Below are 21,847 nucleotides of genomic sequence, written 5' to 3' on the forward strand. Positions count from 1 at the left end.
CGGGCGCCGGCGGCCCCCCATCCTCCGCCCCTACAGGCCCATCCGTTTCCGACCCGTCCCGCCCCGCCCCGACTCCGTCCCACCCCCCCGTGCCGAGAACCCCGTACGACCGAGGAGCACCCGGTGATCCCCCTGCGAAGAACGGCGGTCGCGGTCGCGGCCGCCTTGTGTGCGGCGCTCGTCCCCGCGCTGCCCGCGGCCGCCGCGCCGAAACCGCCCGCGCCGCCCAGTGACGCGCGGATGGCCGCCGAGCCGGCCCGGCACGACGCGACCCGCGAGCAGTTCTACTTCGTGCTCCCCGACCGGTTCGCCAACGGTGACACCGCCAACGACCGCGGCGGGCTGACCGGTTCGCGGCTCGACACCGGGTACGACCCCACCGACAAGGGGTTCTACCAGGGCGGCGACCTCAAGGGGATCACACAGAAGCTCGACTACATCAAGGGGCTCGGGACCACCGCCATCTGGCTCGCCCCGATCTTCAAGAACAAGCCCGTCCAGGGCACCGGCAAGGACGCCTCGGCCGGCTACCACGGGTACTGGATCACCGACTTCACCCAGGTCGACCCGCACTTCGGCACCAACGCCGACCTCACCCGGCTCATAGCCGGCGCCCACGCCAAGGGCATGAAGGTCTTCTTCGACGTCATCACCAACCACACCGCCGACACCGTCGACTACGCCGAGCAGCAGTACGGCTACCGGTCCAAGGGCGCCTACCCCTACCTCGACACGAGCGGTCGCCCCTTCGACGACCGCGACGGGATGAAGAAGGTAGACGCCCGTTCCTTCCCCTACACGCCCGTCGTGAAGGAGAAGAAAGTCCCGGCGTGGCTGAACGACCCGACGATGTACCACAACCGGGGCGATTCGACGTTCGCGGGGGAGAGCGGCGAGTACGGCGACTTCTCCGGGCTCGACGACCTGTGGACCGAGCGGCCCGAGGTCGTCTCCGGCATGGAGAAGATCTACGAGAAGTGGGTCCACGACTTCGACGTGGACGGCTTCCGCATCGACACCGTCAAGAACGTCGACCTCGACTTCTGGACGCAGTGGGCGACCGCGCTCGACGCGTACGCGAAGAAGCAGGGGCGCCCGGACTTCTTCATGTTCGGCGAGACCTACTCCGCCGACCCCGCCGTGACCTCCCCGTACGTCACCCGGGGCCGTCTGGACGCCACCCTCGACTTCCCCTTCCAGGACGCGGCACGCCAGTACGCCTCCCAGGGCGCCCCTGCCACCAAGCTCGCCGCGCTCTTCGCCGACGACTACCGCTACACCACCGACAAGGCCAACGCCTACGAGCAGGTCACCTTCCTCGGCAACCACGACATGGGCCGCATCGGGACCTTCCTCAAGCAGGACCACCCGCAGGCGAGCGACGCCGAGCTGCTCCAACGCGACCGTCTGGCCCATGAGTTGATGTTCTTCAGCCGGGGCAACCCGGTCGTCTACTACGGCGACGAGCAGGGCTTCACGGGTGCGGGCGGCGACAAGGACGCCCGCCAGACCATGTTCGCCTCCAAGGCCCCCGACTACCTGGACGACGACGAGCTCGGCACCGACCGCACCCATGCATCCGACGCCTACGACCCCACCCACCCGCTCTACCGCACCATCGCCGACCTGTCCCGCCTGACCAAGGCCAACCCGGCGCTGCGCGACGGCGTCCAGACCGAGCGCTATGCCAAGGAGTCCGTCTACGCCTTCTCGCGCACCGACGCCAAGACCCGGACCGAGTACGTCGTCGCCGTGAACAACGCGACCGAGGCGAAGACCGTCTCCGTGCCCACCGCCTCCGCGAACGCCAACTACGGTGTTCTGTACGGCGGTTCGGGATCGGTGCGCAGCGGCTCGGACGCCAGGGTCGAAGTGACCGTGCCCGCCCTGTCCTCCCTCGTCCTGAAGGCCGCCGCCGCGCTGCCCGCGCCCGCGGTCAAGCCGTCGATCACCCTCAAGGCCCCGGCGCCCGGCGCCGCCGGCACCGTCGAGGTGTCCGCCGGCGTCAGCGGCGACGGGCTCGACCGGGTCGTCTTCGCCGCGCAGAGCGGCAACGGCACGTGGCAGACGCTCGGCTCCGCCGACCACGCGCCGTACAAGGTCACCCAGTACGTGAATGCAGCCGCCGGAACCCCCGTGCGCTACAAGGCCGTTGTGGTCGACGGCCGAGGACGCACCGCGAGCGCGACCGCCGCGACGACGGCGGGGCAGCTGCCCGCACCCGTCAAACCGACGGCCGTCGAGCGTGACTACGCGGTCGTGCACTACCAGCGGCCCGCAGGTGACTACGACGGCTGGCAGCTGAAGAGCGATGGCCAAAGCGCCCCGTTCACCGGCCGCGACGCCTACGGCGCCTTCGCCTGGCTGAGAATCCCCGAGGGTGCCTCGTCGCTGACGTACACCGTCGCCAAGGGCGACAGCGCCGACGGGCCCGCACGCACCGTCGACCTCGCCGCGACCGGCGAGGTGTGGATCGCGCAGGGCAATGACGGCCAGTCCGGCCAGGCGCCGCCCGGCGCGCACCCGCCGCAGGACACCTCCAAGGTGGTCCTGCACTACTATCGGCCCGACGGCGACTACGAGGGCTGGGGGCTGCACACCTGGACCGGCGCCGCAACCCCCACCGACTGGTCCAAGCCCCTGGCGCCGACCGGCCGCGACGCCTACGGCGTGACCTTCGAGGTGCCGCTCGCCCAGGGCGCCACCACCCTCAGCTACATCCTGCACAAGGGCGACCACAAGGACCTGCCGGACGACCAGTCCCTCGACATCGCCGCATCCGGCGACGAGGTGTGGCTGCTCGCCGGACAGCCCAAGTACCTGCTCCCGCAGGCGAGTTCGGGTGTTTCGCTCGACCTCACCAAGTCCGCGGCGCAGTGGATCGACCGGAACACGGTGGTCTGGAAGGTCAAGGCGAGCGCCGCGACCAGTCAGCAACTGGTGTACGCGCCCGGCGGCGGCATCACCGTCAAGGACGGCGCGCTCTCCGACGAGGGCCAGTGGCTGCGCCTGACACCGTCCTCGCTGAGCGACGCGCAGAAGACCACATTTCCGCAGCTGAAGGACTATCCCGCCTTCACCGTCGACGCCCGCGACCGCTCCCGTGTCCATGAGTCGCTCACCGGGCAGCTCATCGCCACCCAGCGGGCCGCCAACGGGGCGCTCCTCGCCGCGACCGGCGTACAGACCCAGGGCGTCCTCGACGACCTGTACGGCGCGGCCGCCGTCAAGGCGTCGCTCGGGCCCGTCTTCACCCATGGCCGCCCCACCCTCTCCGTGTGGGCGCCGACCGCGCGGAAGGTCTCCCTCGAACTCGACGGCCGCACGCTCGCGATGCGCCGCGACGACACCTCCGGCGTCTGGTCGGTGACCGGGCCCGCCTCCTGGTCGGGCAAGCCCTACCGGTACGCCGTGACGGTGTGGGCGCCCAGCGTCCAGCGCGTCGTCACCAACCTGGTCACCGACCCCTACTCGACCGCCCTCACCACCGACTCCGCCCGCAGCCTCGTCGTGGACCTCGCCGATCCGAAGCTCGCACCCAGGGGCTGGTCCACGCTGAAGAAGCCCGCCGCGGTGCCGCTGCGCGACGCCCAGATCCAGGAGGTGCAGATCCGCGACTTCTCCATCGCGGACCCCACATCCCGCCACCCCGGCCAGTACCTGGCCTTCACCGACACCGGCTCCGACGGCATGAAGCACCTGGCCCAGCTGGCGAAGTCCGGCACCTCCTACGTGCATCTGCTGCCCGCCTTCGACATCGCCGGCATCCCCGAGAAGAGGTCCGAACAGGCCACTCCCGCCTGTGACTTGAGGGTGTACGCGCCGGACTCCGCGGAGCAGCAGGCCTGCGTCGCCCGATCGGCCGCGAAGGACGCGTACAACTGGGGCTACGACCCGCTGCACTACACCGTCCCCGAGGGCTCCTACGCCGGCGATCCCGACGGGACGCGCCGCACCGTGGAGTTCCGGCAGATGGTGCAGGGGCTCAACGGGGCGGGCCTGCGGACCGTCATGGACGTCGTCTACAACCACACCGCGGCGAGCGGGCAGGCCGACAACTCCGTCCTCGACAAGATCGTGCCCGGCTACTACCAGCGGCTGCTCGACGACGGCAGCGTCGCCGCCTCGACCTGCTGCGCCAACACCGCGCCCGAGAACGCCATGATGGGCAAGCTCGTCGTCGACTCGGTGGTGACCTGGGCCAAGCAGTACAAGGTCGACGGCTTCCGCTTCGACCTCATGGGCCACCACCCCAAGGCCAACATCGTCGCCGTACGGGCGGCGCTCGACGCGCTGACCCCGGCCAAGGACGGCGTCGACGGCAAGAAGATCATCCTGTACGGGGAGGGCTGGAACTTCGGTGAGGTCGCCGACGACGCCCGCTTCGTGCAGGCCACCCAGAAGAACATGGCAGGCACCGGCATCGCCACCTTCTCCGACCGGGCCCGCGACGCGGTGCGCGGCGGCAGCCCCTTCGACGCCGACCCGGGCGTGCAGGGCTTTGCCTCCGGCCTCTACACCGACCCCAACTCCTCGACCGCGAACGGCACTCCGGCCGAACAGAAGGCCCGCCTGCTGCACTACCAGGACCTCATCGAGGTGGGCCTGAGCGGCAACCTCGCCGCGTACACCTTCACCGACAGCTCCGGCCGCACCGTCAAGGGCTCCGACGTCGACTACAACGGCGCCCCCGCCGGGTACGCCGCCGCCCCCGGCGACGCGCTCGCCTACGCGGACGCCCACGACAACGAGTCGCTCTACGACGCGCTGGCGTACAAACTGCCCGCGGGCACCTCGGTCGGCGACCGGTCCCGCATGCAGGTCATCGCGCTCGCCACCGCCACGCTGTCGCAGGGCCCCGCGCTGTCCCAGGCGGGCAGCGACCTGCTGCGCTCCAAGTCGCTCGACCGCAATTCCTTCGACAGCGGCGACTGGTTCAACGCCCTGCACTGGGACTGCCGGGCCGGCAACGGGTTCGGGCGCGGACTTCCCATGGCCGCCGACAACCAGACCAAGTGGCCGTACGCCAAACCCCTGTTGACCAACCCGGCGCTCACCCCGCAGTGCGCCCAGATCGACGGGACCTCGGCCGCCTACCAGGACCTCCTCGCGATCCGCCACACGGAGGGCGCGTTCGGGCTCGCCACGGCGGGCCAGGTCCAGTCGGCCCTGTCGTTCCCGCTGTCGGGCTCCGGCGAGACCCCGGGCGTGATCACCATGCGGCTCGGCCCGCTGGTCGTCGTCCTCAACGCGACGCCTCAACGCCAGACGCAGCAGGTCACGGCCGTCGCGGGCACCCCCTACGCCCTGCATCCGCGCCAGGCCGGCGGGGCCGATCCGGTGGTGAAGACGGCCACATACGATCAGAGTTCGGGGAGCTTCACAGTCCCGGCCCGTACCGTAGCGGTCTTCAAGCAACGCTGAACCGATCATTCCAGGTCGCGCGACGAGTGATTTCGGTTGTTCCCCGCCTCGGGTTCCGTCACAGGCCGCATCGTGGTCCAGACTGTGCCCGTGGTGGGGAATCTTCCTGCGGAGAGCACGAGTTTCATCGGGCGGTCGGGCGAACTGGCCACCCTGGACGGCCTCCTCGAACGGCATCGGCTGGTCACCGTCACGGGACCCGGCGGCGTCGGCAAATCCCGGGTCGCGCTGCGCGCCGCCCGGCGGATCCGGGACCGCTATCCCGACGGTGTCTGGTGGGTGGAGCTGTCCCCGCTGCGGGACCGCGACTTACTCGCCGCCACCGTCGCCGACGCCTTCGACGTCACCGACCAGAGCCTGCGCACCGCCTGCGAAGCACTCTGCGGCCGGCTGGCCGACAAGCGCTCCCTCCTGGTGCTGGACACCTGTGAACACCTGATCAGCGCCTGCGGCCACCTCATCGGCGAACTGCTCCAGGCCTCACCCGGGCTCACCGTCCTGGCCACCAGCCGCCAGCCCCTGGGCCGTCCGCAGGAGTACGTCTTCCCCCTGGAGCCGCTGCCCGTCGCGGGCGGGGCGCTGACCCTGTTCAAGGAACGCGCCACCGAAGCCGTGCCCCACCTCAGCTTCGACGACCCTGCCCGGGCCGCCGCGGCCACCGACGTCTGCCACCGGCTCGACGGCATCCCGCTCGCCCTCGAACTGGCCTGCGCACGACTCAAGTTGTGGTCGGTCGAGCAACTTGCCGCGCGGCTCGGTTCCCGCTTCGAAGTGCTCACCGGCACGGGCGCGGGCACGGGCACGGGCGCAGGCCCAGGCGGCGACACCGGCGCCGGCACCGGTGTCGCCGCCGTGCTTCCGCGCCACCAGGCCCTGCGGACCGCCATCGGCTGGAGCCACGAGCTGTGCGAGCCCCTGGAGCGGCTCCTGTGGGCCCGGCTCTCCGTCTTCGCGGGCGGCTTCGACCTCGCCGCCGCCCAGGCCATCGGCGCCGGCGGCCCGCTGCCCGCCCGCGGTGTCGAGCAGATCCTGGCCGGCCTCGTCGACAAATCGGTGATCCGCACCCGCCTCGAACCGTCGGGCCGGCTCGGCCACCGCATGCTGGACACCATTCGCGAGTACGGCCTGCGCTGGCTCGACGAGCTCGGCGAGACCCACGAGGTGGCCGACCGGCACGCCCGCCGCTTCCGCCACATCGCCCACGAGGCCGAAGCCGCCTGGATGGGGCCCGGCCAACTCGACTGGTACGTACGCCTGGAAGCCGAACACGCCGATCTGCGTACCGCGCTCGAACACCTCCTGGCCACCGACCCCGAGGCCGCCCTCGACATGGCGGGCTCCCTCTGGTTCGTCTGGTTCGGCTGCGGCCGCCAGCGCGAGGGCCGGGCCTATCTCCAGCGCGCCCTCGACGGCTGCCCCGGGCCCGGCCCGCACCGCGCCGCCGCCGTCTGGGCGCTCGGCATGTGCGCCTTCCTCCAGGGCGACTTCGTGATGGCGCACCGGCTCGGCGAGGAGAGCTCCCGCGCCGCCCGCGACCCCGAACAGCGGCTGCGCGCCGCCTACTTGTACGGCGGCAGTGTCCTGATGCCCGGCGACCCCGAGCGCGCCCTCACCATCCTGGACGCGGCCCTCGCCCAGGACACCGGCTTCTCACCGGGCCGCGCCCTGTGCGCTCTCGCCCGGATCTACGCCCTCAACAACCTCGCCCGCTACACCGAGGCGTCCGCCGAGGCCGTCCGGCTGCGCGACGAGTGCGCGGCGCGCGGCGAACGCTGGATGCGGGCGTACGCCGACTACATGCTGGCGGCGGGCGCGCTCGCACTCGGCCGGCCCGCCGAGGCCGCCGCCCACGCCCGCGCCATGCTCGCCGGCAAACGGCTCCTGCACGACAGCTTCGGCATCGCGATGGGCCTCGACATGCTGGCCTGCGCGGTCGCCTCGCAGGGCGACGGCGAGGACGGCGCGCTGCTCCTCGGCGTCGGCCAGGAGTGCTGGCGCACGATCGGCAAGGCCCAGATGGGCGCCCCCGAACTGACCGCCGTCCGCGAAGAGTGCGAACGCCGGGCCCGGGCCGCCCTCGGCGACGGCGCGTACGACTCGGCCTTCGGCCGCGGGGTGGCGACGGGCCTGGACGACGGCCTCATCCACGCGCTCAAGGGGCCTTCCCGGTACGGGCGTTGAGGCCGCACCGACGGTCGGCGCGGATGCCCTATGGGGCGCGGTACCTGCGACTTCGGGTGCCCTACAGGGGCGCGGGGCTGTGTCTTTTGCGTGGCTCCGCCGCGGTGGGCGCGGGTGCCCCAGCGCGGTCCGCACCCGAAGGTGGCGGGGCTGCTGGGGCTCCGCCCCGGACCCCGCCACCCCAGCGCGGTCCGCACCCGAAGGTGGCGGGGCTGCTGGGGCTCCGCCCCTGACCCCGCCCCTTCCCGACGCTCCCGAACTAAGTGTTCTCGCAGGTCAAGCGGAGTGCAGGCGTCCTCCGCCGCGGGTGAGACCATGAACGGATGAACGAGACAGTCGTTGCGGCGACCGCCCGGTGGTCACCGGCCGCGGCTGGGGAGACCGATTGGCTGCGGGACCTGGCCGACGATGACGGGCTCACCGGCTTCATGCCGCCGCCATTGCCCGACGCCGCATGGGCGCTCCACTCCATGTACGAACACGAACTCGGCCCCACCACCATGTCCTATGTCGCGTATCAGCGAGCCGTGCTGAATGGCGGCGGGCCCGAGATCATCCCCGGCCTCGACCCCGCGGACGTGTGCGGGGGAACGCCGGGCGAGCCTCACGGCCCCCGTTGGCGCCGGCTGCGGTGGGCGGAGCTCTCGCGGCGGACCGGTGATCCAGTGGTGCCCGAGGGTCTGCTGCCCTGCTACCACTCATTCCCCTCGCTCCGGGAACCGGGCGGCTGGCCTGTCGGCATCGCCGGGCCGTCCGAGGGCAGCCTTGACCGGACCGACTGGAACCGCCTGGTCGATGTCCTCACCGAGCACAGCCCGCAGGGTGCCGAGACCCGCTGCCTGGCCTACTACAGCCCGCTGTTGCAGGGGGCTGAGGACTTCGACAACCTGCACGTCCGGGCCGGCACGCTCGCGGATGCCAAGGCTTTGTACGACCACCCGGAGGGAAACGGCTGGACCCCGTCCAACCTCTGGGCCCAGGACCGGTCCTGGGTCCTCTGCACGGACTACGACCTCTGGGCCACCAAGGTGGCGGGCCCCGCCCCGCTCGTCGAGGCCCTCCTGAACGACACGGAAATCGAGGCCGTCCGACTGCCCTGGGCCCTTTGAGCCCGACCGCCAGGGGCCTGACAGCGATCAGGTGCGACCTGGATGATCGATTTCAAGGGTTGGCTGCGCGGATGAGACGAGGGAGTCCACAGTCGGGTTGTGACGCCAGACATGGACTCCCTCGCGACCGCACGCTACGTCAAGGCCGATGATCTGCTCAAGGGTTCGCCGCAGCTCGCCCCTGGCGGCCGGTGGTTGGCATCGCCGCAGCTCAGCGATGCCGAACTGGTGTCGTTGCCGATGATGCAGGCGATGCACGGCCACACCTCCGAAGCCCGGTGGCTACGGCATGCCCGGGCGCACCTGCGGCACCTGTTCCCCTACCTGCCGATCGCGTTCGCGCTGACCGGGGCGAAGGCCGACGAACGCGAGACGCTCCTCGACATCTTCGCCACCGAACCGACGCTGGTCACCGACCGGCTGCCAGTTGAGCCAGGAATGCAAACGTTCCACGCCGGCCCCCATCCGCGCACAGGGCACACCCGTCGCGCGTGCCCCGCATCAGCGCACAGGCAGCGCCTTCTCCATCAGGGTGACCGCATACGGGCTGCCCCCGCCGTCCGTCTTCTCCCGCAGCTCGCCGACGACCGCGTACCCCGCGTCCTCGTAGTAGCGGACCAGAACCGGGTTGTCCGCGCGGCAGTCGAGGCGGCACAGCGCCCGGCCCGAACCGGCGATCCGCCCCTCGGCGTGGGCGAGCAGCGCCCGGCCGGTGCCGCGTGGCGCGGTCGTCCGGTCCACCATCAGACGGTGGACGTGCCCGGCGACCGGCGGCTGCGCTCCCCATGCCTGCTCGTCCCGCCACCACAGTTCGTACGCGCCGACGACGGCAGCCCCGACACGGGCGAGCCACACCTCACCCTCCCTCATGCGCAGCCGGAAGTGTTCGGCGTCCTTGCCGCCGGGCTGCCACTGGTCGATGCCGTGCTCCCGCATCCAGCGGGCGGCGCCGTCGTAGAGCGAGGTCAGCGCCGGCAGGTCGCCGTCGCATGCGCGGTCGAGTGCAAGGCCGAGTTCGGGGCGGGGCCCGAGACCGGGTTCGAGGTCGTACGTCATGCGGCGATCATGCCGCAGCGCTCAGCCGACGCGGGGCGCGGGCACCTGGGGGAGCAGGGTGGCCAGGCGCTCCAGCAGCTCGCCGAACGGGCCGTCGGCCGGCTCCTCCGCGAGCATCCGCAGCATGATCGCCGCCATCTCCTCGTCGTAGGCGGCGCTCACCGCGGCCAGCACCGCGAAGTCGTGCACCAGCTGCAACTCCAGCTCAGTACGGTCGATCCGCCGCCCGTCGAGCCAGATCAGCGCCGTCGACTCGGCGAGCGACACCCAGGATCGGACCACCAACTCAAGCCGTGCGGGCGGCTGTTGGACGCCCAGGTGGGCCAGGATCTGGAGATAGGCGGCGTTGCGCACCTCGTCGATCATGGCGTTCGCCGTGGACGAGCCGACCGCCGGGCCGCCGCGCATCAACGCCGAGAAGCCGGGCCCGTGGTCGTCGACGAAGTCGAAGAACCGGCCCATCACCCGCAGCAGTCGGGCCCCGAGCGGGCCCTCGTGCGGCTCCATGAAGCGGGCCGCCAGCTCGTCCGCGGCCCGGCGCAACGCCGCCTCGTACAGGCTCTGCTTGCCAGGGAAGTAGTGGTACACCAGCGGCCGTGAGATCCCCGCGGCCGCCGCTATCTCGTCGATGGACACATCGTCGGGCGAGCGGTGGCTGAACAGATCGAGGGCCACCCCGATCAACTGCTGCCTGCGCTCGTCGACGCCCATCCTGCGCCGTACCCCGGTCGTCATGCGAACAGAGTACCTATAGAGGGAGTACCTACAGGTGGACGGAGTGCCTACAAGTCGAGCACCAGCTTCGGGCCGAGGCACCTCGATACACAGATCAGCATCGAGTCGGCTCGCTCCGTATCCGTGAGCAGCTCGTCCCGGTGGTCTATCCCGCCCTCGACGACCCGCTGTTGGCAGGTTCCGCAGAAACCCTGCTCGCAGGAGTAGGAGACGCCCGGCACCTCGGCTGCGCGCAGCACGGAGAGCAGCGACCGGTCCGCCGGGACGGCGAGGGTGCGCCCCGACCGGCGCAGCTCGACCTCGAACCTGGCGCCCGCCGGAGTCGCGCCGGGCGCGAACCGCTCCACGTGCGGGGGCCGTTCGGGACCGAGTGCCGCCGTGACCGCGTCCATCAGGGGATCGGGGCCGCAGCAGTAGACGGCCGCGCCGGAGGGGGAGTTGACGAGGAACGCGGTCAGGTCGGGCAGTCCGGCCTCGTCCTCGGGGACGACGGTGACCTTCGCACCGAACCCCTCGATCTCCTCCAGGAACGGCATGGAGGCCCGCGAACGCCCCCCGTACAGCAGCCGCCAGTCCGCTCCCGCTGCCTCAACCGCCCTGATCATGGGGAGGATCGGGGTGATTCCGATGCCGCCCGCGACGAACACGTACGGGCCCTGCACAACCAGTGGGAAACGGTTGCGGGGGCCGCGCACGGTGAGCTCGACCGCCTCCTGGAGCTGCTCGTGCACCTCCCGCGAGCCGCCCCGGCCGGCCTCGATGAGGCGGGTGGCGACGGTGTACGCCGTGCGGTCGGCCGGGTCGCCGCAGAGCGAGTACTGCCGCACCAGGCCCGAGGGGAGCACCAGGTCGAGGTGGGCGCCGGGCTCCCAGGCGGGCAGTTCGGCTCCGTCGAGCGCTTCGAGACGCAGCGCCACGACGCCTTCGGCCGGCTCGGTGCGTTCGGTGACGGTGAGCTTCAGGGCGACGGTGGAGCGCCGGGCGCCGCGCCCCGACACGGGCTCTTCGAGGGCGGGCAGCGGCCACAACGGGGAGGCCCCGATGCGCCGCCGCAGGGCACGCCGGGCGAGCAGCGCGGTCCCGGCGGCGGCCAGGGCGAGGGTGGTGGAGCGGCGCATGTCAGTGGCCTCCGTTGGCGCCGGGCGAGGCGGCAAGATAGGCCACGGCCTGTGCCGTGCTGCCCTCCTGCGAGGGGTGGTAGGCGCGGCTCAGATAGCGCGGGATGGACTTCAGCATGGCGGGCGTCGAGGGCAGCATGCCCTCCCGGCCGGCCCGGTAGAACGCGCCGAGGCTCGCCTTGCCGACCCCGGGTGAGGGATCGTGGTCCATGAAGAACCGGGCCCCGCGCTGCCACAGGAACGCGAGCGCGGTGAACGCCGTCGCCCAGGTGCGCACCCGGCGCCGGTAACCGCCGTCGACGTGCAGGAACAGCTCGAAGGCGACCGAGCGGTGCTCGACCTCCTCGGCGCCGTGCCAGCGCAACAGGTCCAGCATGGTCGGATCGGCGCCACGCGCGTCCAGGGTCTCGGCGTTGAGGATCCAGTTGCCGAGGAAGGCGGTGTAGTGCTCGATCGCCGCGATCGTGGCGACCCGCTCCATCAGCCACCACGTGCGGGCCCGGCCCGGCGGCAGCGTGCGGTCCCCGAGCAGCTTCTCGAAGAGCCAGTCCACCTGCGCGGTGTACGGCGTCGGGTCGAGGCCGAGCTTCTTCAGATGGGGGAGTACGTCGTCGTGCGCGGCGGAGTGCATCGCCTCCTGGCCGATGAAGCCGATGACGTCCTCGCGCAGCCGGTCGTCCGTGATGTACGGCAGGACCTGCTTGTAGACGTGCACGAACCACCGCTCGCCGGCCGGCAGGAGCAGGTGCAGCACATTGATGGTGTGGCCGGTGAACGGATCGCCGGGTATCCAGTGCAGGGGCGTCTCGTCCCAGGCGAACGAGACGTTCCGGGCCTTGAGCTCGATGCGCTCCTCCGCGACCGGAGCGGGCTGCGGCGTATTAGACATGGCGTCAATGTACTGACGGGTACGCCGCAGCGACAGGGGTCTGCGCCGGATTGTTGGGCAGGACGGCAGCCGGGGACCCGTCGGGGGAGAGCGGTGTCCCGGCCGGCTCAGAGGGGGTGGGCCGGCCGGGACACCCCTGGCGGGCCGACCGGGACACTCGTGGCGCCCCGGCCGGGTCACGGGTGGGGGCCCGGCCGGGTCAGGGGCGGCGCTCCGGCCGGTTCACGGGTGGCGCTCCGGCCGGTTCACGGGTGGCGCTCCGGCCGGCGGTCAGCGGAGGGTGGCGATCGGACTGCCGTCCGCGAGGCGCCCGTTGAGCTCGGCGCGGGCCCCTTCCTTCGCCCGTACGGCCAGCAGATTGCCCCGCTCGCTGCCGGTCATCCCGCCGGACAGCGTCACCGACGCGACCTGCTCACTGCCGGCGGCCAGCACGAACCACGTACCGCCGCGCGACTTCCACAGCACCCCCGCGAGCACCCGCGCCTCGCGCGGCCCGCAGGCAGCCGAGTTCTCGGCGCGGGCCGCGATGGCGCCGGGTGCGAGCCGGGTGGAGGGCGCCTGGAACTGGGCGAAGACCCGGCTGCCCGCGCCCCGCCAGGTCTCGGCGCGGGTGCAGATCCAGTCGGCGGTGCCGTTGTTCTCGGGCAGCGCCTGCTGCGCGAACTGCCAGTCGTTCACGGAGCGCACCCCGTGCGAGCGGACCGTCGGCAGCAGACACGCGGTCCGCGCCCAGCCCTCGCGCGCGGCCCGGTCGCCGACGTCGTGGGGGCCCGAGGGCGGACCCCACGTCAGCCGGGCCGGGGCGAGCTCCCCGAGGTCGGTGACGAGCCGTACCCCGCTGTCGTCCCGGAACTCCAGCGCGTCCCACGAGGTGCACTGCCCGGCCTGCGAGGGCGAGATGACCGGGTCGGTCACCCCGTCCTTGTCCCGGTGCAGCGGGCGCGGCGCCGCATCGGGCGTGAGCAGATCGCGTACGGAGGCCTCGCGCACCCAGGGCGCCGTCAGATAGCGCACATTGCCGTCGGTCCTGCCCACCACGAGCGCGCTCGCGGAGGCGGCGTCCGCCGCGTCCACCCGCGCGAAGTCGAGCGCCGCGCCCGCCGTGCCCTCACGCGGCTCGGCGTAGCGGGCGACCCGCAGCCCGTCGTAGAACAGCACTACCCGCGCCCGGTCCACGGTGCCCGCGAAGAGGAGTTGGGGCGCACCCATCGGCGGACCGGAGGGGGTGCCCGGCGTCGCGGACACCTGGACCTTCTCGCCCGGCCGTGCCCACACGGCGAGCGCCCGCCGCAACAGCCCCGCGTCGCCGGTGAGGTCGCCCCGGGCCGGCCAGAGGGAGAAGTCCGTACGCGTCGCGGTCGTCCACGCCGTCGGCTCGACCCGCAGCAGATGGCCGGGGTCGAGCGCCGCCTGGGCCGCCGGGTTCTGCGCGTAGGGCGGCGCGGCCGCGCCGTCGGGTCCCCAGCCGTCGCCCGGCAGCCCGATGAGCGCCCCGCACACCACGAGCGCGGCGACGGCGGCGAGCGCGGCCCGGCCGTGCTGGCGGCGCCGCATCAGATCGGTGGGCCGCGCCTGGAGCGAGCAGGGGTCGAACTCGGCCGATTCCAGGAGCCCGGCCGCCGGCTCCACACCGCCGGCGTCCACGAGGGCCTGCCGCGCCCCGACGGCACCCGCCGCGTTGAGCTCGGCGACCACCTCGTCGTCGCTCAGCCGCTCCAGAGCGCGCAGGACACAGGCCGCGCGGGCAGGCCCGGACAGGGCGGACAGGCGCTGGTCCAGGGCGAGTTCATCGGCGCCGCCCGAGCGCGGGAACAGCCGCAGCCCCCAGACCTGGGGCAGCAGCGGCGGGAACTGCGCCCGCTTGGGCCAGGCCCTGCGGCGCAGCGGAAGCCCCGCTTCGAGCGCCTGGCGCACCACGCGCCGCCGCACGTACACATACCCCGGGCCGCCCCCGGACTCGGAGCGCCGGGCCGCCGGGATCAGCGCCTCGTCACCGCCGTCGCCGGAGCCGCCGCGGCCGCGTGGCAGCGAGCGCTGCACGATGGCGTGCGCGGTCAGCACCCGGCGGTTGCGCCCGAGGGACGGCGGGAGTACGAGGTAGGCGAGCCGCACCAGTCGCGGATAGTGCTCGACGAGCGCGGCCTCGGCCTGCTCGACGCCGACGGAGGGGGCGGGTGGGTTGAGGATGTCCTGCTCTGGGGCCACGTTCAGCAAAACGAGCGAATGTGGAGATGGTCACCCCTGCCCAACCAGCGCGCCTCTCAGGCGAGTTGACGACGCCGCGAGGTGATCACGCGGTGATCACGCGGTGATCACGCGATGAGCCGTTCGCGCAGCCGGGCGATCGCGTCGTCCGGCACCCCGAGCCCGTCGCGCGCGTACTTCTCCATCGAGCCGTACGCCGTCGCGACCTCGTCCAGGGCCGCCGCGAGGTACTCGGGCACCACACCGATGACGGCGAGCGCGATCTCGGGGTCGCCGCCCTGCGTGACGAAGCCCTCGATGAGCGGGGCGAACGCCTCGCGCACCGCCGGGTTGACCGAGAGGTACTCCCGCTCGATCGTCGCCTCGTCGGCGCCGAGCAGCGACAGGATCACCGTCGCGCCCCAGCCGGTGCGGTCCTTGCCCGCCGTGCAGTGGAAGAGCAGCGGGCCCGCGTCGTCGGCGGCCAGCTCCGTCAGGAGGGTGCGGTAGGCGGCGCGGGCCGAGCCGGAGGAGACGAGCGAGCGGTAGGTGTCGGCGAACAGGGCCTGCGCCTTGCCGCCGCCCAAGTGCTCCTCGGCGATGACGGGGTTGGCCAGGATGTGCTTGAGCTGGGCTGCGGCGGGGGCGCCCGCCGCCGACATCTTGTCCGCCAGCGCGTCGGCGATCAGGAGGCGGGTCCCGGCCGGCACCCGGTCCGGGTAGTCGGCGCGCTCGGCGGCGGTGCGGAAGTCGACGATGGTGCGCAGCCCGAGCTCGGCCACCGCCGGGTCGGCGGCCGCGTCCATGCGGTCCAGCTGGCCGGCGCGGAAGACCAGGCCCGAGCGGACGGTGTGACCGCCCGCGAGCGGGGTGGAACCGAGGTCGCGCAGGTTGGCGACGGAGGTGGCGGGGATCGCGATCATGGGCGGGCGGCTCCTGAGCAGGTGAAATCTACCGGTTTCGAACCGAACGGTAGTCCACGGCCGCCGCCACCCCGAGACCGAGTCCCAGTGCCGCGCAGTGTCCCGCGTCGGTGAAGGTGCGCCCGGGCCGCAGCAGCGGCCGCACCGCGAGCGCGAGCAGGGCCGCCCGGACGGCGCCGCGCACGGGCCCGCGCGGCAGGGCCGAGGTCAGCGCGCCGAGCACGGCGTAGAAACCGTAGCTGGGCCCCACGTCGACGGCGGAGCGGGTGGCGGGGGAGGCGTGGTTCGCGCGCAGCCCCCCGTACACCAGGAGCGTCGCCCCGACATGGCCGAGCACGAAGACCCCGGCCGTCCACCAGGCGCCGTACGCGTACTCCGCGAAGCCGAGCACGGCGAGCAGGAGCAGCGCGTAGGGCAGCTCCATGGGCTCCTCCACGAGCAGCGCGCTGGTGGCGAGGGTGGCCCAGCGCCCCGCGTCCAGGTTGTCGACGTTGGTCGAGCACGAGCGCAGCAGGTCCAGGCGGGCCGTGTCGCCGAGCAGCCGCCGGCCGGCGTACGCGATGAGCTGGACGCCGCCCACGTACCCGGGCGCGAGGAGGGGTGCACGCATACGCTCATGATCGGGCATCGTGGCCCGGCCCGCCCGCCGGTTGTCCGCCTATTCCCCACTCCGTTCTTCTCTTCCCAACTCCCCTTGTTTTTCCGGGAGTTGAGTGCAGGATGGGGTGATGCGCACTGAAGCACGAGTGGTCCTCGGGGTGGCTGCGGCCGCCGTCGTCCTGGCCGGCTGCGGTACGTCGCCGTCGCCGCACGCCCCCGCGACGGCGAGCGGCACACTGGAGCAGCTCGCCGCGCGGGCCGCCTGCCACCCGGTCCTGTCCACCGACTCGGCGGAGCTGCGGCAGGCCAACTGCACGACGGCGGACGGCCGTTATGTCCTCGCGACCTTCGCCACCGACCGGGGCCAGCGCGAGTGGATCAACGAGGCGGAGGACTACGGCGGTGTCTACCTGGTCGGCCGCAAGTGGGTCGCGGTCGGCACCCAGCCGGTGGTCACGGCACTGCACGGCCGGCTCGGTGGCAGTGTCGAGACCGGGACCATGCATTCCGGACACTGACCGGGCCGGCCGCGCAGCGGCAGGTGCCTCTTCGCGCTCGCGCGCGGGGGATGTTCAGGCGCAGGAGCGCCCCGTGTTGATGCAGTTCACCACCTTCCCCATCAGCTGATCGCTGAAGACGTCGATGAAGTCACCGTGATCGGTGACCGGCTTGTGGAGCTGCTCGGGGAACGAGTCCACGGCGAAGGCGCCGGCCTTGGCGGGCACGTCGTAGACGATGCGCTGCACGAGCTGCGGGATCGCCGTGAATCCGGCGGGGCAGGCGCCCCGCTTGTCGGTGAAGGCGACATGGGTGCGGTGGTTGGCGCTGTCGGTGTTCCGGCCGTCCCAGCAACTCTGGAACATGAAGGTGCGCACCACTTTGCTGCCCTGGGGGCAGAGCGGGTACTTGTCCTTGAGCTGCCGGTTCTCGAAGCCGGTGCAGCTCCACGAGGCATTGGCGTTGGCGTTGCCGTTGGTGAACGCCTTGGCGTCACCCGTGATGATCCGCAGGAAGCGCGGCATGGCGGTCACCTTGCTCACCGGAGACCCGACGAACTTGATCGTCGCCTGGACCGGGGTCTGAATCTTCCCCACGTTGCGGTCCTTGCCGCCGCCGTCGGCCCGCGCGTCGGTGTCGTTGCCCTGGTTCAGGACGCGCACCACCGGCCAGTAGTAGGTGGATTTGTCGCCCTGATTGCGGCAGCTGGTCGCGCCCCCGGCGAGATCGGCGTCACTGGAGAACGCATTGGTCGCCTGGTTCCCGACGTAGTCGTGCATGTGGTGGGCGCCATTGCTCACGCCCGGCGCGACGATGACGTTGTCGGGGTTGCGCTTGCCGTTCTGGTTGCGCCCGCAGTCGCTGGTGAAGCTGCCGGTGGAGGCGGTGCGCCGGGGAGCGGGGGCGGCGGCGTCGGGCCGTACGGTGCGGATGTCGACGAAGTCGTTGCGGGAGGGACCCGAGGACAGGGGACCCGAGCCGGAGCGGGCCGCGTCGACGCCCTGGCCCGTCCCGCTGTCACCCGCCGCGCTGTCACCCGCTGCACTGCCATCCGCCCCGCTGTCGCCGGCTGTACTGCTGTCCTGGCCCCCGCCGTCCTGGCCCCCGCTGTCCTGGCCGGCGGCGTTCGGCGGGTCGTCGGCGGCGCGCATCGTGCACGCGGCGAGACCCCGGTTCTTCAGGCCGGGCTGGCCGGTGGCGTCCGCGATCTGCCCGATGGACTCGGTACGCCGGGCCTTGAGCGGGTCGAGCACCATGGTGTCCGCGAGCCGCGGATCGCGCTGGATCCGGTCCTTGTTGTCCGCGAACTTCGTATACGCGTCGGTGATCTGCGTATCGAGATCGGCCAGCCCGCGGTCGACGACCGGCTTCACCGTAGGGGGCACGGTGGTCAGGGAATTGCCGACGTCGGGGCAGTCGATGGTCGACACCATCCGCATCTGCGCCATGTCGTGCCCCGAGCCGCCCACGCCCGGTGGGCCGCCCTCGCTCGCGGAGGCGTACACATTGACCGCGGCGAGCCCGCCGCCGCCGAGGACGAGGGCGGCCGCCGCCAGCATCATCCGGCGGGGAAGGGCCGGCCGTTTTCGGGGAGAGCGTGCGATGCGTCCCATGGAACTCCTTCGCTCGAAGCGCGCCGTTCCATACGGATGGGAGGCATGGGGCGTTCAAGGGCTCAGGAGATTCAGGGGAGTTGGGGCACGGAAAAGGGCGGCGGGGCGCGCATGTGCGCCCCGCCGCCCCACTCCGGGCCCTGCGGCTAGCGTGCCCGCTTCACCGCGCGCAGCACCACGAACTTCGGGTCGGACGCCACCAGGTCGCACGCGCCGAACATGCGCCGCAGCTTCTCGTGGTAGCCCAGGTGCCGGTTGCCGACGACCCACAGCTCGCCGCCGTCGCGCAGCGCGGTGCGGGCGTCCGCGAACATGCGCGAGGAGGTGCGGTCCGTCGTCGTCTGGTGGCTGTGGAACGGCGGGTTGTTGAGGACCAGGTCGGCCGTGCCGGGCGGGAACGCGGCCAGCCCGTCGCCGAGGTGGAAGTCGGCGCGCCGCACGGGGCCCGCGCACATCCGGAAGGTGGCCTCGGCCGACGCCATCGCCGGGTGCGACTCGTCGGCGAAGGTGATGCGCGCCTCGGGGTTGGCGAGCGCCGCCGCCGTGCCCACGATGCCGTTGCCGCAGCCCAGGTCCACCACGTGGTCGGGGCCGGTGCGCTCCGGCAGGTGCTGGAGCAGGAAGCGGGTGCCGATGTCGAGGCGGTCGGCGCAGAACACCCCGGCGTGATTGGTCACCGCGAGCCCGGAGGCGGGGCCGATGCCCAGCTCCAGGGAGTACGTCAGGGGCCACGGGTTCCGGGGCCTCGCGAGCTCCGGGTCCGGCGTGGTGAAGATCAGCCGGGCCTTCTTCTCGGCGAGCGACGTCTTCGTCGGGCCGAGGATCCGCTCGAACAGGGCCAGCGTGGAGGTGTGGATCTCCTTGACCATGCCGGTGCCCACGACGACCGTGCCCGCGTGCACCGACGGCGCGATCCGGTGCAGCTGGTCCTCCAGGAGACCGAGGCTCTTGGGCACCCGCACCAGCAGCACGTCGACCCGCTCGGGCACCTCGTCCCGGGTGGAGAGGAGGCGTACGGAATCCGGCGCGAAACCGGCCCGTGTCAGATTGGCGCGGGTCGCCTCCTGGGCCAGGAAGGAGTCGCTGATCTGCACGGGCCGGTGCTCGGCGAGCGCCGTCGTGAGTGCGCCCCAGCGGTCGCCGGTCACGACGACGGTCCCCGAGAGGTCGAGCTCCCCGCTCTCGGCGAGGTGGCGCAGCAGATACTCGTCGGCGGCGTCCCAGGCTCGCAGCGGGTCGCGGGGGTCTTCGGGGAATCGGGTCAGGTCGTGCTCGCCCCAGGGCGTGATCATGCGGTTCATTGCCTGCCAGGCTAACCCGAAACGGCGGCCGGGCCCCGCCGTGGCGGCCCGGCCCGGGCCGGGCGCCGCCGCCCGCGCCGAGCCCGAGCCCGAGCCCGAGCCCGATCCCGCCCCGGACCCGAGCCCGCCGCCCGTCGCTCAGCCCCGGTCGAGGTGGGCGAGGACCGCGAGCACCCGGCGGTTGTCGTCGTCGGAGACCGGCAGGCCCAGCTTGGCGAAGATGTTGGAGGTGTGCTTGGCGATGGCCCGCTCGGTCACCACCAGACGCTCGGCGATCGCCGCGTTGGAGCGGCCCTGCGCCATCAGCTTCATCACCTCCAGTTCGCGCGGGGTGAGCCCGCCGAGCGGCTCGTCGCGCGCCCTGCGGGAGAGCAGCTGCTGGATCACCTGGGGATCCATCGCGGTGCCGCCGCCCGCCACCCGGCGTACCGCGTCGATGAACTGCTCCGCGTCGAAGACCCGGTCCTTGAGGAGGTAGCCGACTCCGCCGGTGCCGTCCGCGAGCAGCTCGCGCGCGTAGAGCTGCTCCACGTGCTGGGAGAGGACGAGGACCGGCAGGCCGGGCCGGGCGCGGCGGGCGGCGAGCGCGCACTGGAGCCCCTCGTCGGTGTGCGACGGCGGAAGCCGGACGTCGACGATCGCGACGTCCGGCTCCAGGTCGGCGAAGGCCCGGGTCAGCTCGGGACCGCTCTCCACGGCGGCGAGAATCTCGAAGTCGTACGCCTCCAACATCCTGACCAGGCCGTCGCGGAGCAGGAACAGGTCTTCGGCTAGGACAACACGCAAGGGATCTCCATCGTCACCAACGTGGGACCGCCCGCGGGGCTGCTGACGGCCAGAACGCCGTCGAATGTACCGAGCCGGCGTTCGACCCCGCTCAGGCCGCCGCCCGCGCCGGCCCGCGCACCGCCCTTGCCGTTGTCGCCGACGGAGACGCGCAACGCGCCCGCCCCGTACGACAGGTCGACCCAGATGCTGTCCGCCGCCGCGTGCTTGACGGCGTTGGTGAGCAACTCGCTGACCGCGAAGTACGCCGCCGACTCGACCGGTGCTTCCGCGCGGGCCCGCTGCGGCAGGTCCACCGACACATCGGTCGGCACCGGCAGGCGCAGCGCCAACGCCCGTACGGCGTCGGCGAGTCCACGCTCGGCCAGGACCGGCGGGTGGATGCCGCGCACCAGGTCGCGCAGCTCGGTCAGGGCCTCCGCCGAGGACGCGCGGGCCAGCGCGAGAAGCTCCTTGGCCCGGGCCGGGTCCTTCTCGACGAGCGCCTCGATGGTGCCGAGGTTCATGCCCATGGCGACGAGCCGGGCCTGCGCCCCGTCGTGCAAGTCCCGCTCGATGCGGCGCAGTTCGGCCGCCGAGGTGTCCAGGGCGTCGTGCCGGGTCTCGGTCAGGCGGTCGACCCGCTGCTCCAGCTGGGCCTCGCGCGAGGGGGCGAGCAGAACCCGGGCGAGCGTGAAGTGGGCGCGCAGCACCGCAGGGTTGACGAACAGGCCGAGCACGAACAGCGCGGTGCCGAGCGCGGCGGCCGCGTACGCGCTCTGCTGGGAGGTGATGTGGATGAACAGGAACCAGTCACCGCCCGCGTCCGCGATCGGCCGCCACACACCGAGGGCGAGCACCCAGCCGTACGCCACATAGGCGAGCAGCGCGGGTGGCAGCAGCGCGGTGGCGAACCCGCCCGTCATGTCGGCGAGCAGCCAGCGCAGGTCGTGCCAGGTGGCCGGGTCACGCAGCAGGACGGTGCACCGCTCGGCCCAGCCGGCGACACCCGCGCGGTTCGGGAGCGGCCGGTACGCCGATGCGATCCGCACCCCGGACCAGCGGGCCGCGAGTTCGCGCCGGAAGTCGGCGTGGGCCCGCACCCGCCCGATGAGGAGCGGGGTGGTGAGCACGCCGACGCCGACGGGTATGAGGGCGATCGAGACGACGGTCAGCGTGAACAGGATGATCGACCCCGTGATCGCGATGACGGACAGGGTCAGGCCCCGCACCCCCGCCAGGAGCGCGTCCCGTGCCTTGGTCGCAGTCATCGCTTCCCCGTTTTCGTAGTGCCGGTGATCCCGGCACCAGTGTCACCGAGCGCCCCGGCGCAGGTCACGGGGTTTCACCCCCGGCCCCGGGCCGGCATCGAGGTCGTCCTCAAGGACGTGTCGCTCGAAGCGGCCCAGAAGGGCAAGGCGTACTCCGAGAAGCTGCTCGCGAAAGCGCTC

16 protein-coding genes and 1 pseudogene are annotated in these 21,847 nt (G+C 72.4%); 5 read left to right on the forward strand and 12 right to left on the reverse strand.

Annotated elements, in window-relative coordinates; translation table 11 throughout:
* Positions 1–123: 123 nt before the first annotated feature.
* From pulA to AB0D31_RS28510, 4 genes and pseudogenes are all read left to right on the forward strand, one after another.
* Positions 124–5,424, forward strand: a complete 5,301-nt coding sequence (pulA, locus tag AB0D31_RS28495; protein WP_362728370.1) for a pullulanase-type alpha-1,6-glucosidase — start codon at positions 124–126, stop codon at positions 5,422–5,424.
* 93 nt (positions 5,425–5,517) lie between these two features.
* Positions 5,518–7,605 carry an NB-ARC domain-containing protein gene (locus tag AB0D31_RS28500; RefSeq protein WP_362728372.1) on the forward strand — a complete coding sequence of 696 codons (2,088 nt, stop codon included), beginning with the start codon at positions 5,518–5,520 and terminating at the stop codon, positions 7,603–7,605.
* A gap of 323 nt (positions 7,606–7,928) precedes the next feature.
* Complete coding sequence (locus AB0D31_RS28505; protein WP_362728374.1) at positions 7,929–8,714, forward strand: hypothetical protein; 786 nt, start codon at positions 7,929–7,931, stop codon at positions 8,712–8,714.
* A 99-nt stretch (positions 8,715–8,813) separates the two neighbouring features.
* Positions 8,814–9,044 (forward strand): annotated as a pseudogene (locus AB0D31_RS28510) (IS982 family transposase); the annotation flags it as partial.
* Here AB0D31_RS28510 and AB0D31_RS28515 read toward each other — a convergent pair.
* From AB0D31_RS28515 to AB0D31_RS28550, 8 genes are all read right to left on the reverse strand, one after another.
* Positions 8,997–9,167 carry a hypothetical protein gene (locus tag AB0D31_RS28515; protein WP_362728376.1) on the reverse strand — a complete coding sequence of 57 codons (171 nt, stop codon included), beginning with the start codon at positions 9,165–9,167 and terminating at the stop codon, positions 8,997–8,999. The pseudogene AB0D31_RS28510 and the gene AB0D31_RS28515 sit on opposite strands and share 48 nt — an antisense overlap.
* Positions 9,168–9,215: 48 nt before the next feature.
* Entirely contained in the window at positions 9,216–9,770 is a 555-nt protein-coding gene (locus tag AB0D31_RS28520; RefSeq protein WP_362728378.1) for a GNAT family N-acetyltransferase, read from the reverse strand.
* Positions 9,771–9,791: 21 nt separating this feature from the next.
* Positions 9,792–10,505: a TetR/AcrR family transcriptional regulator gene (locus AB0D31_RS28525; RefSeq protein WP_362728380.1), complete on the reverse strand. Its 714-nt coding sequence runs from the start codon at positions 10,503–10,505 to the stop codon at positions 9,792–9,794.
* A gap of 47 nt (positions 10,506–10,552) precedes the next feature.
* The gene (locus AB0D31_RS28530) at positions 10,553–11,623 is read right to left on the reverse strand and encodes a PDR/VanB family oxidoreductase (protein WP_362728382.1); all 1,071 of its coding nucleotides are present in this window, start codon (positions 11,621–11,623) and stop codon (positions 10,553–10,555) included.
* Position 11,624: 1 nt separating this feature from the next.
* A complete protein-coding gene (locus tag AB0D31_RS28535; protein ID WP_362728384.1) occupies positions 11,625–12,512 on the reverse strand; it encodes a metal-dependent hydrolase in 888 nt (295 codons plus the stop codon).
* A gap of 270 nt (positions 12,513–12,782) precedes the next feature.
* Complete coding sequence (locus AB0D31_RS28540; protein WP_362728386.1) at positions 12,783–14,717, reverse strand: hypothetical protein; 1,935 nt, start codon at positions 14,715–14,717, stop codon at positions 12,783–12,785.
* 107 nt (positions 14,718–14,824) lie between these two features.
* Positions 14,825–15,619 carry a tyrosine-protein phosphatase gene (locus tag AB0D31_RS28545; protein ID WP_362728388.1) on the reverse strand — a complete coding sequence of 265 codons (795 nt, stop codon included), beginning with the start codon at positions 15,617–15,619 and terminating at the stop codon, positions 14,825–14,827.
* 28 nt (positions 15,620–15,647) lie between these two features.
* Complete coding sequence (locus AB0D31_RS28550) at positions 15,648–16,229, reverse strand: rhomboid-like protein (protein ID WP_362728390.1); 582 nt, start codon at positions 16,227–16,229, stop codon at positions 15,648–15,650.
* Between the two features lie 118 nt (positions 16,230–16,347).
* Here AB0D31_RS28550 and AB0D31_RS28555 point away from each other — a divergent pair, with 118 nt between their 5' ends.
* Positions 16,348–16,737 (forward strand): hypothetical protein, encoded by a 390-nt coding sequence (locus AB0D31_RS28555; protein ID WP_362728392.1) that lies wholly within the window; start codon positions 16,348–16,350, stop codon positions 16,735–16,737.
* 54 nt (positions 16,738–16,791) lie between these two features.
* Here the strand turns inward: AB0D31_RS28555 and AB0D31_RS28560 are convergent, their stop codons facing one another.
* From AB0D31_RS28560 to AB0D31_RS28575, 4 genes are all read right to left on the reverse strand, one after another.
* Positions 16,792–18,330: a DUF1996 domain-containing protein gene (locus tag AB0D31_RS28560; protein ID WP_362728394.1), complete on the reverse strand. Its 1,539-nt coding sequence runs from the start codon at positions 18,328–18,330 to the stop codon at positions 16,792–16,794.
* Positions 18,331–18,476: 146 nt separating this feature from the next.
* On the reverse strand, positions 18,477–19,631 hold the full coding sequence (locus AB0D31_RS28565; protein ID WP_362728396.1) for a methyltransferase: 1,155 nt from the start codon (positions 19,629–19,631) through the stop codon (positions 18,477–18,479).
* Positions 19,632–19,769: 138 nt separating this feature from the next.
* Positions 19,770–20,417, reverse strand: a complete 648-nt coding sequence (locus AB0D31_RS28570) for a response regulator transcription factor (RefSeq protein WP_362728397.1) — start codon at positions 20,415–20,417, stop codon at positions 19,770–19,772.
* Positions 20,402–21,667 carry a sensor domain-containing protein gene (locus AB0D31_RS28575; RefSeq protein WP_362728399.1) on the reverse strand — a complete coding sequence of 422 codons (1,266 nt, stop codon included), beginning with the start codon at positions 21,665–21,667 and terminating at the stop codon, positions 20,402–20,404. Before AB0D31_RS28575 ends, AB0D31_RS28570 begins: the two co-directional genes overlap by 16 nt.
* Positions 21,668–21,847 lie beyond the last annotated feature (180 nt).

Source organism: Streptomyces sp. NPDC048361, from assembly GCF_040651795.1.
In the GTDB taxonomy this organism is placed as follows: Bacteria; Actinomycetota; Actinomycetes; order Streptomycetales; family Streptomycetaceae; genus Streptomyces.

Coding starts and splice junctions, on each gene's coding strand:
- AB0D31_RS28505 (WP_362728374.1), top strand. CDS start 7,929: ATGAACGAGACAGTCGTTGCGGCGACCGCCCGGTGGTCACCGGCCGCG.
- AB0D31_RS28520 (WP_362728378.1), bottom strand. CDS start 9,770: ATGACGTACGACCTCGAACCCGGTCTCGGGCCCCGCCCCGAACTCGGC.
- AB0D31_RS28525 (WP_362728380.1), bottom strand. CDS start 10,505: ATGACGACCGGGGTACGGCGCAGGATGGGCGTCGACGAGCGCAGGCAG.
- AB0D31_RS28530 (WP_362728382.1), bottom strand. CDS start 11,623: ATGCGCCGCTCCACCACCCTCGCCCTGGCCGCCGCCGGGACCGCGCTG.
- AB0D31_RS28535 (WP_362728384.1), bottom strand. CDS start 12,512: ATGTCTAATACGCCGCAGCCCGCTCCGGTCGCGGAGGAGCGCATCGAG.
- AB0D31_RS28545 (WP_362728388.1), bottom strand. CDS start 15,619: ATGATCGCGATCCCCGCCACCTCCGTCGCCAACCTGCGCGACCTCGGT.
- AB0D31_RS28550 (WP_362728390.1), bottom strand. CDS start 16,229: ATGCGTGCACCCCTCCTCGCGCCCGGGTACGTGGGCGGCGTCCAGCTC.
- AB0D31_RS28555 (WP_362728392.1), top strand. CDS start 16,348: ATGCGCACTGAAGCACGAGTGGTCCTCGGGGTGGCTGCGGCCGCCGTC.
- AB0D31_RS28560 (WP_362728394.1), bottom strand. CDS start 18,330: ATGGGACGCATCGCACGCTCTCCCCGAAAACGGCCGGCCCTTCCCCGC.
- AB0D31_RS28565 (WP_362728396.1), bottom strand. CDS start 19,631: ATGAACCGCATGATCACGCCCTGGGGCGAGCACGACCTGACCCGATTC.
- AB0D31_RS28575 (WP_362728399.1), bottom strand. CDS start 21,667: ATGACTGCGACCAAGGCACGGGACGCGCTCCTGGCGGGGGTGCGGGGC.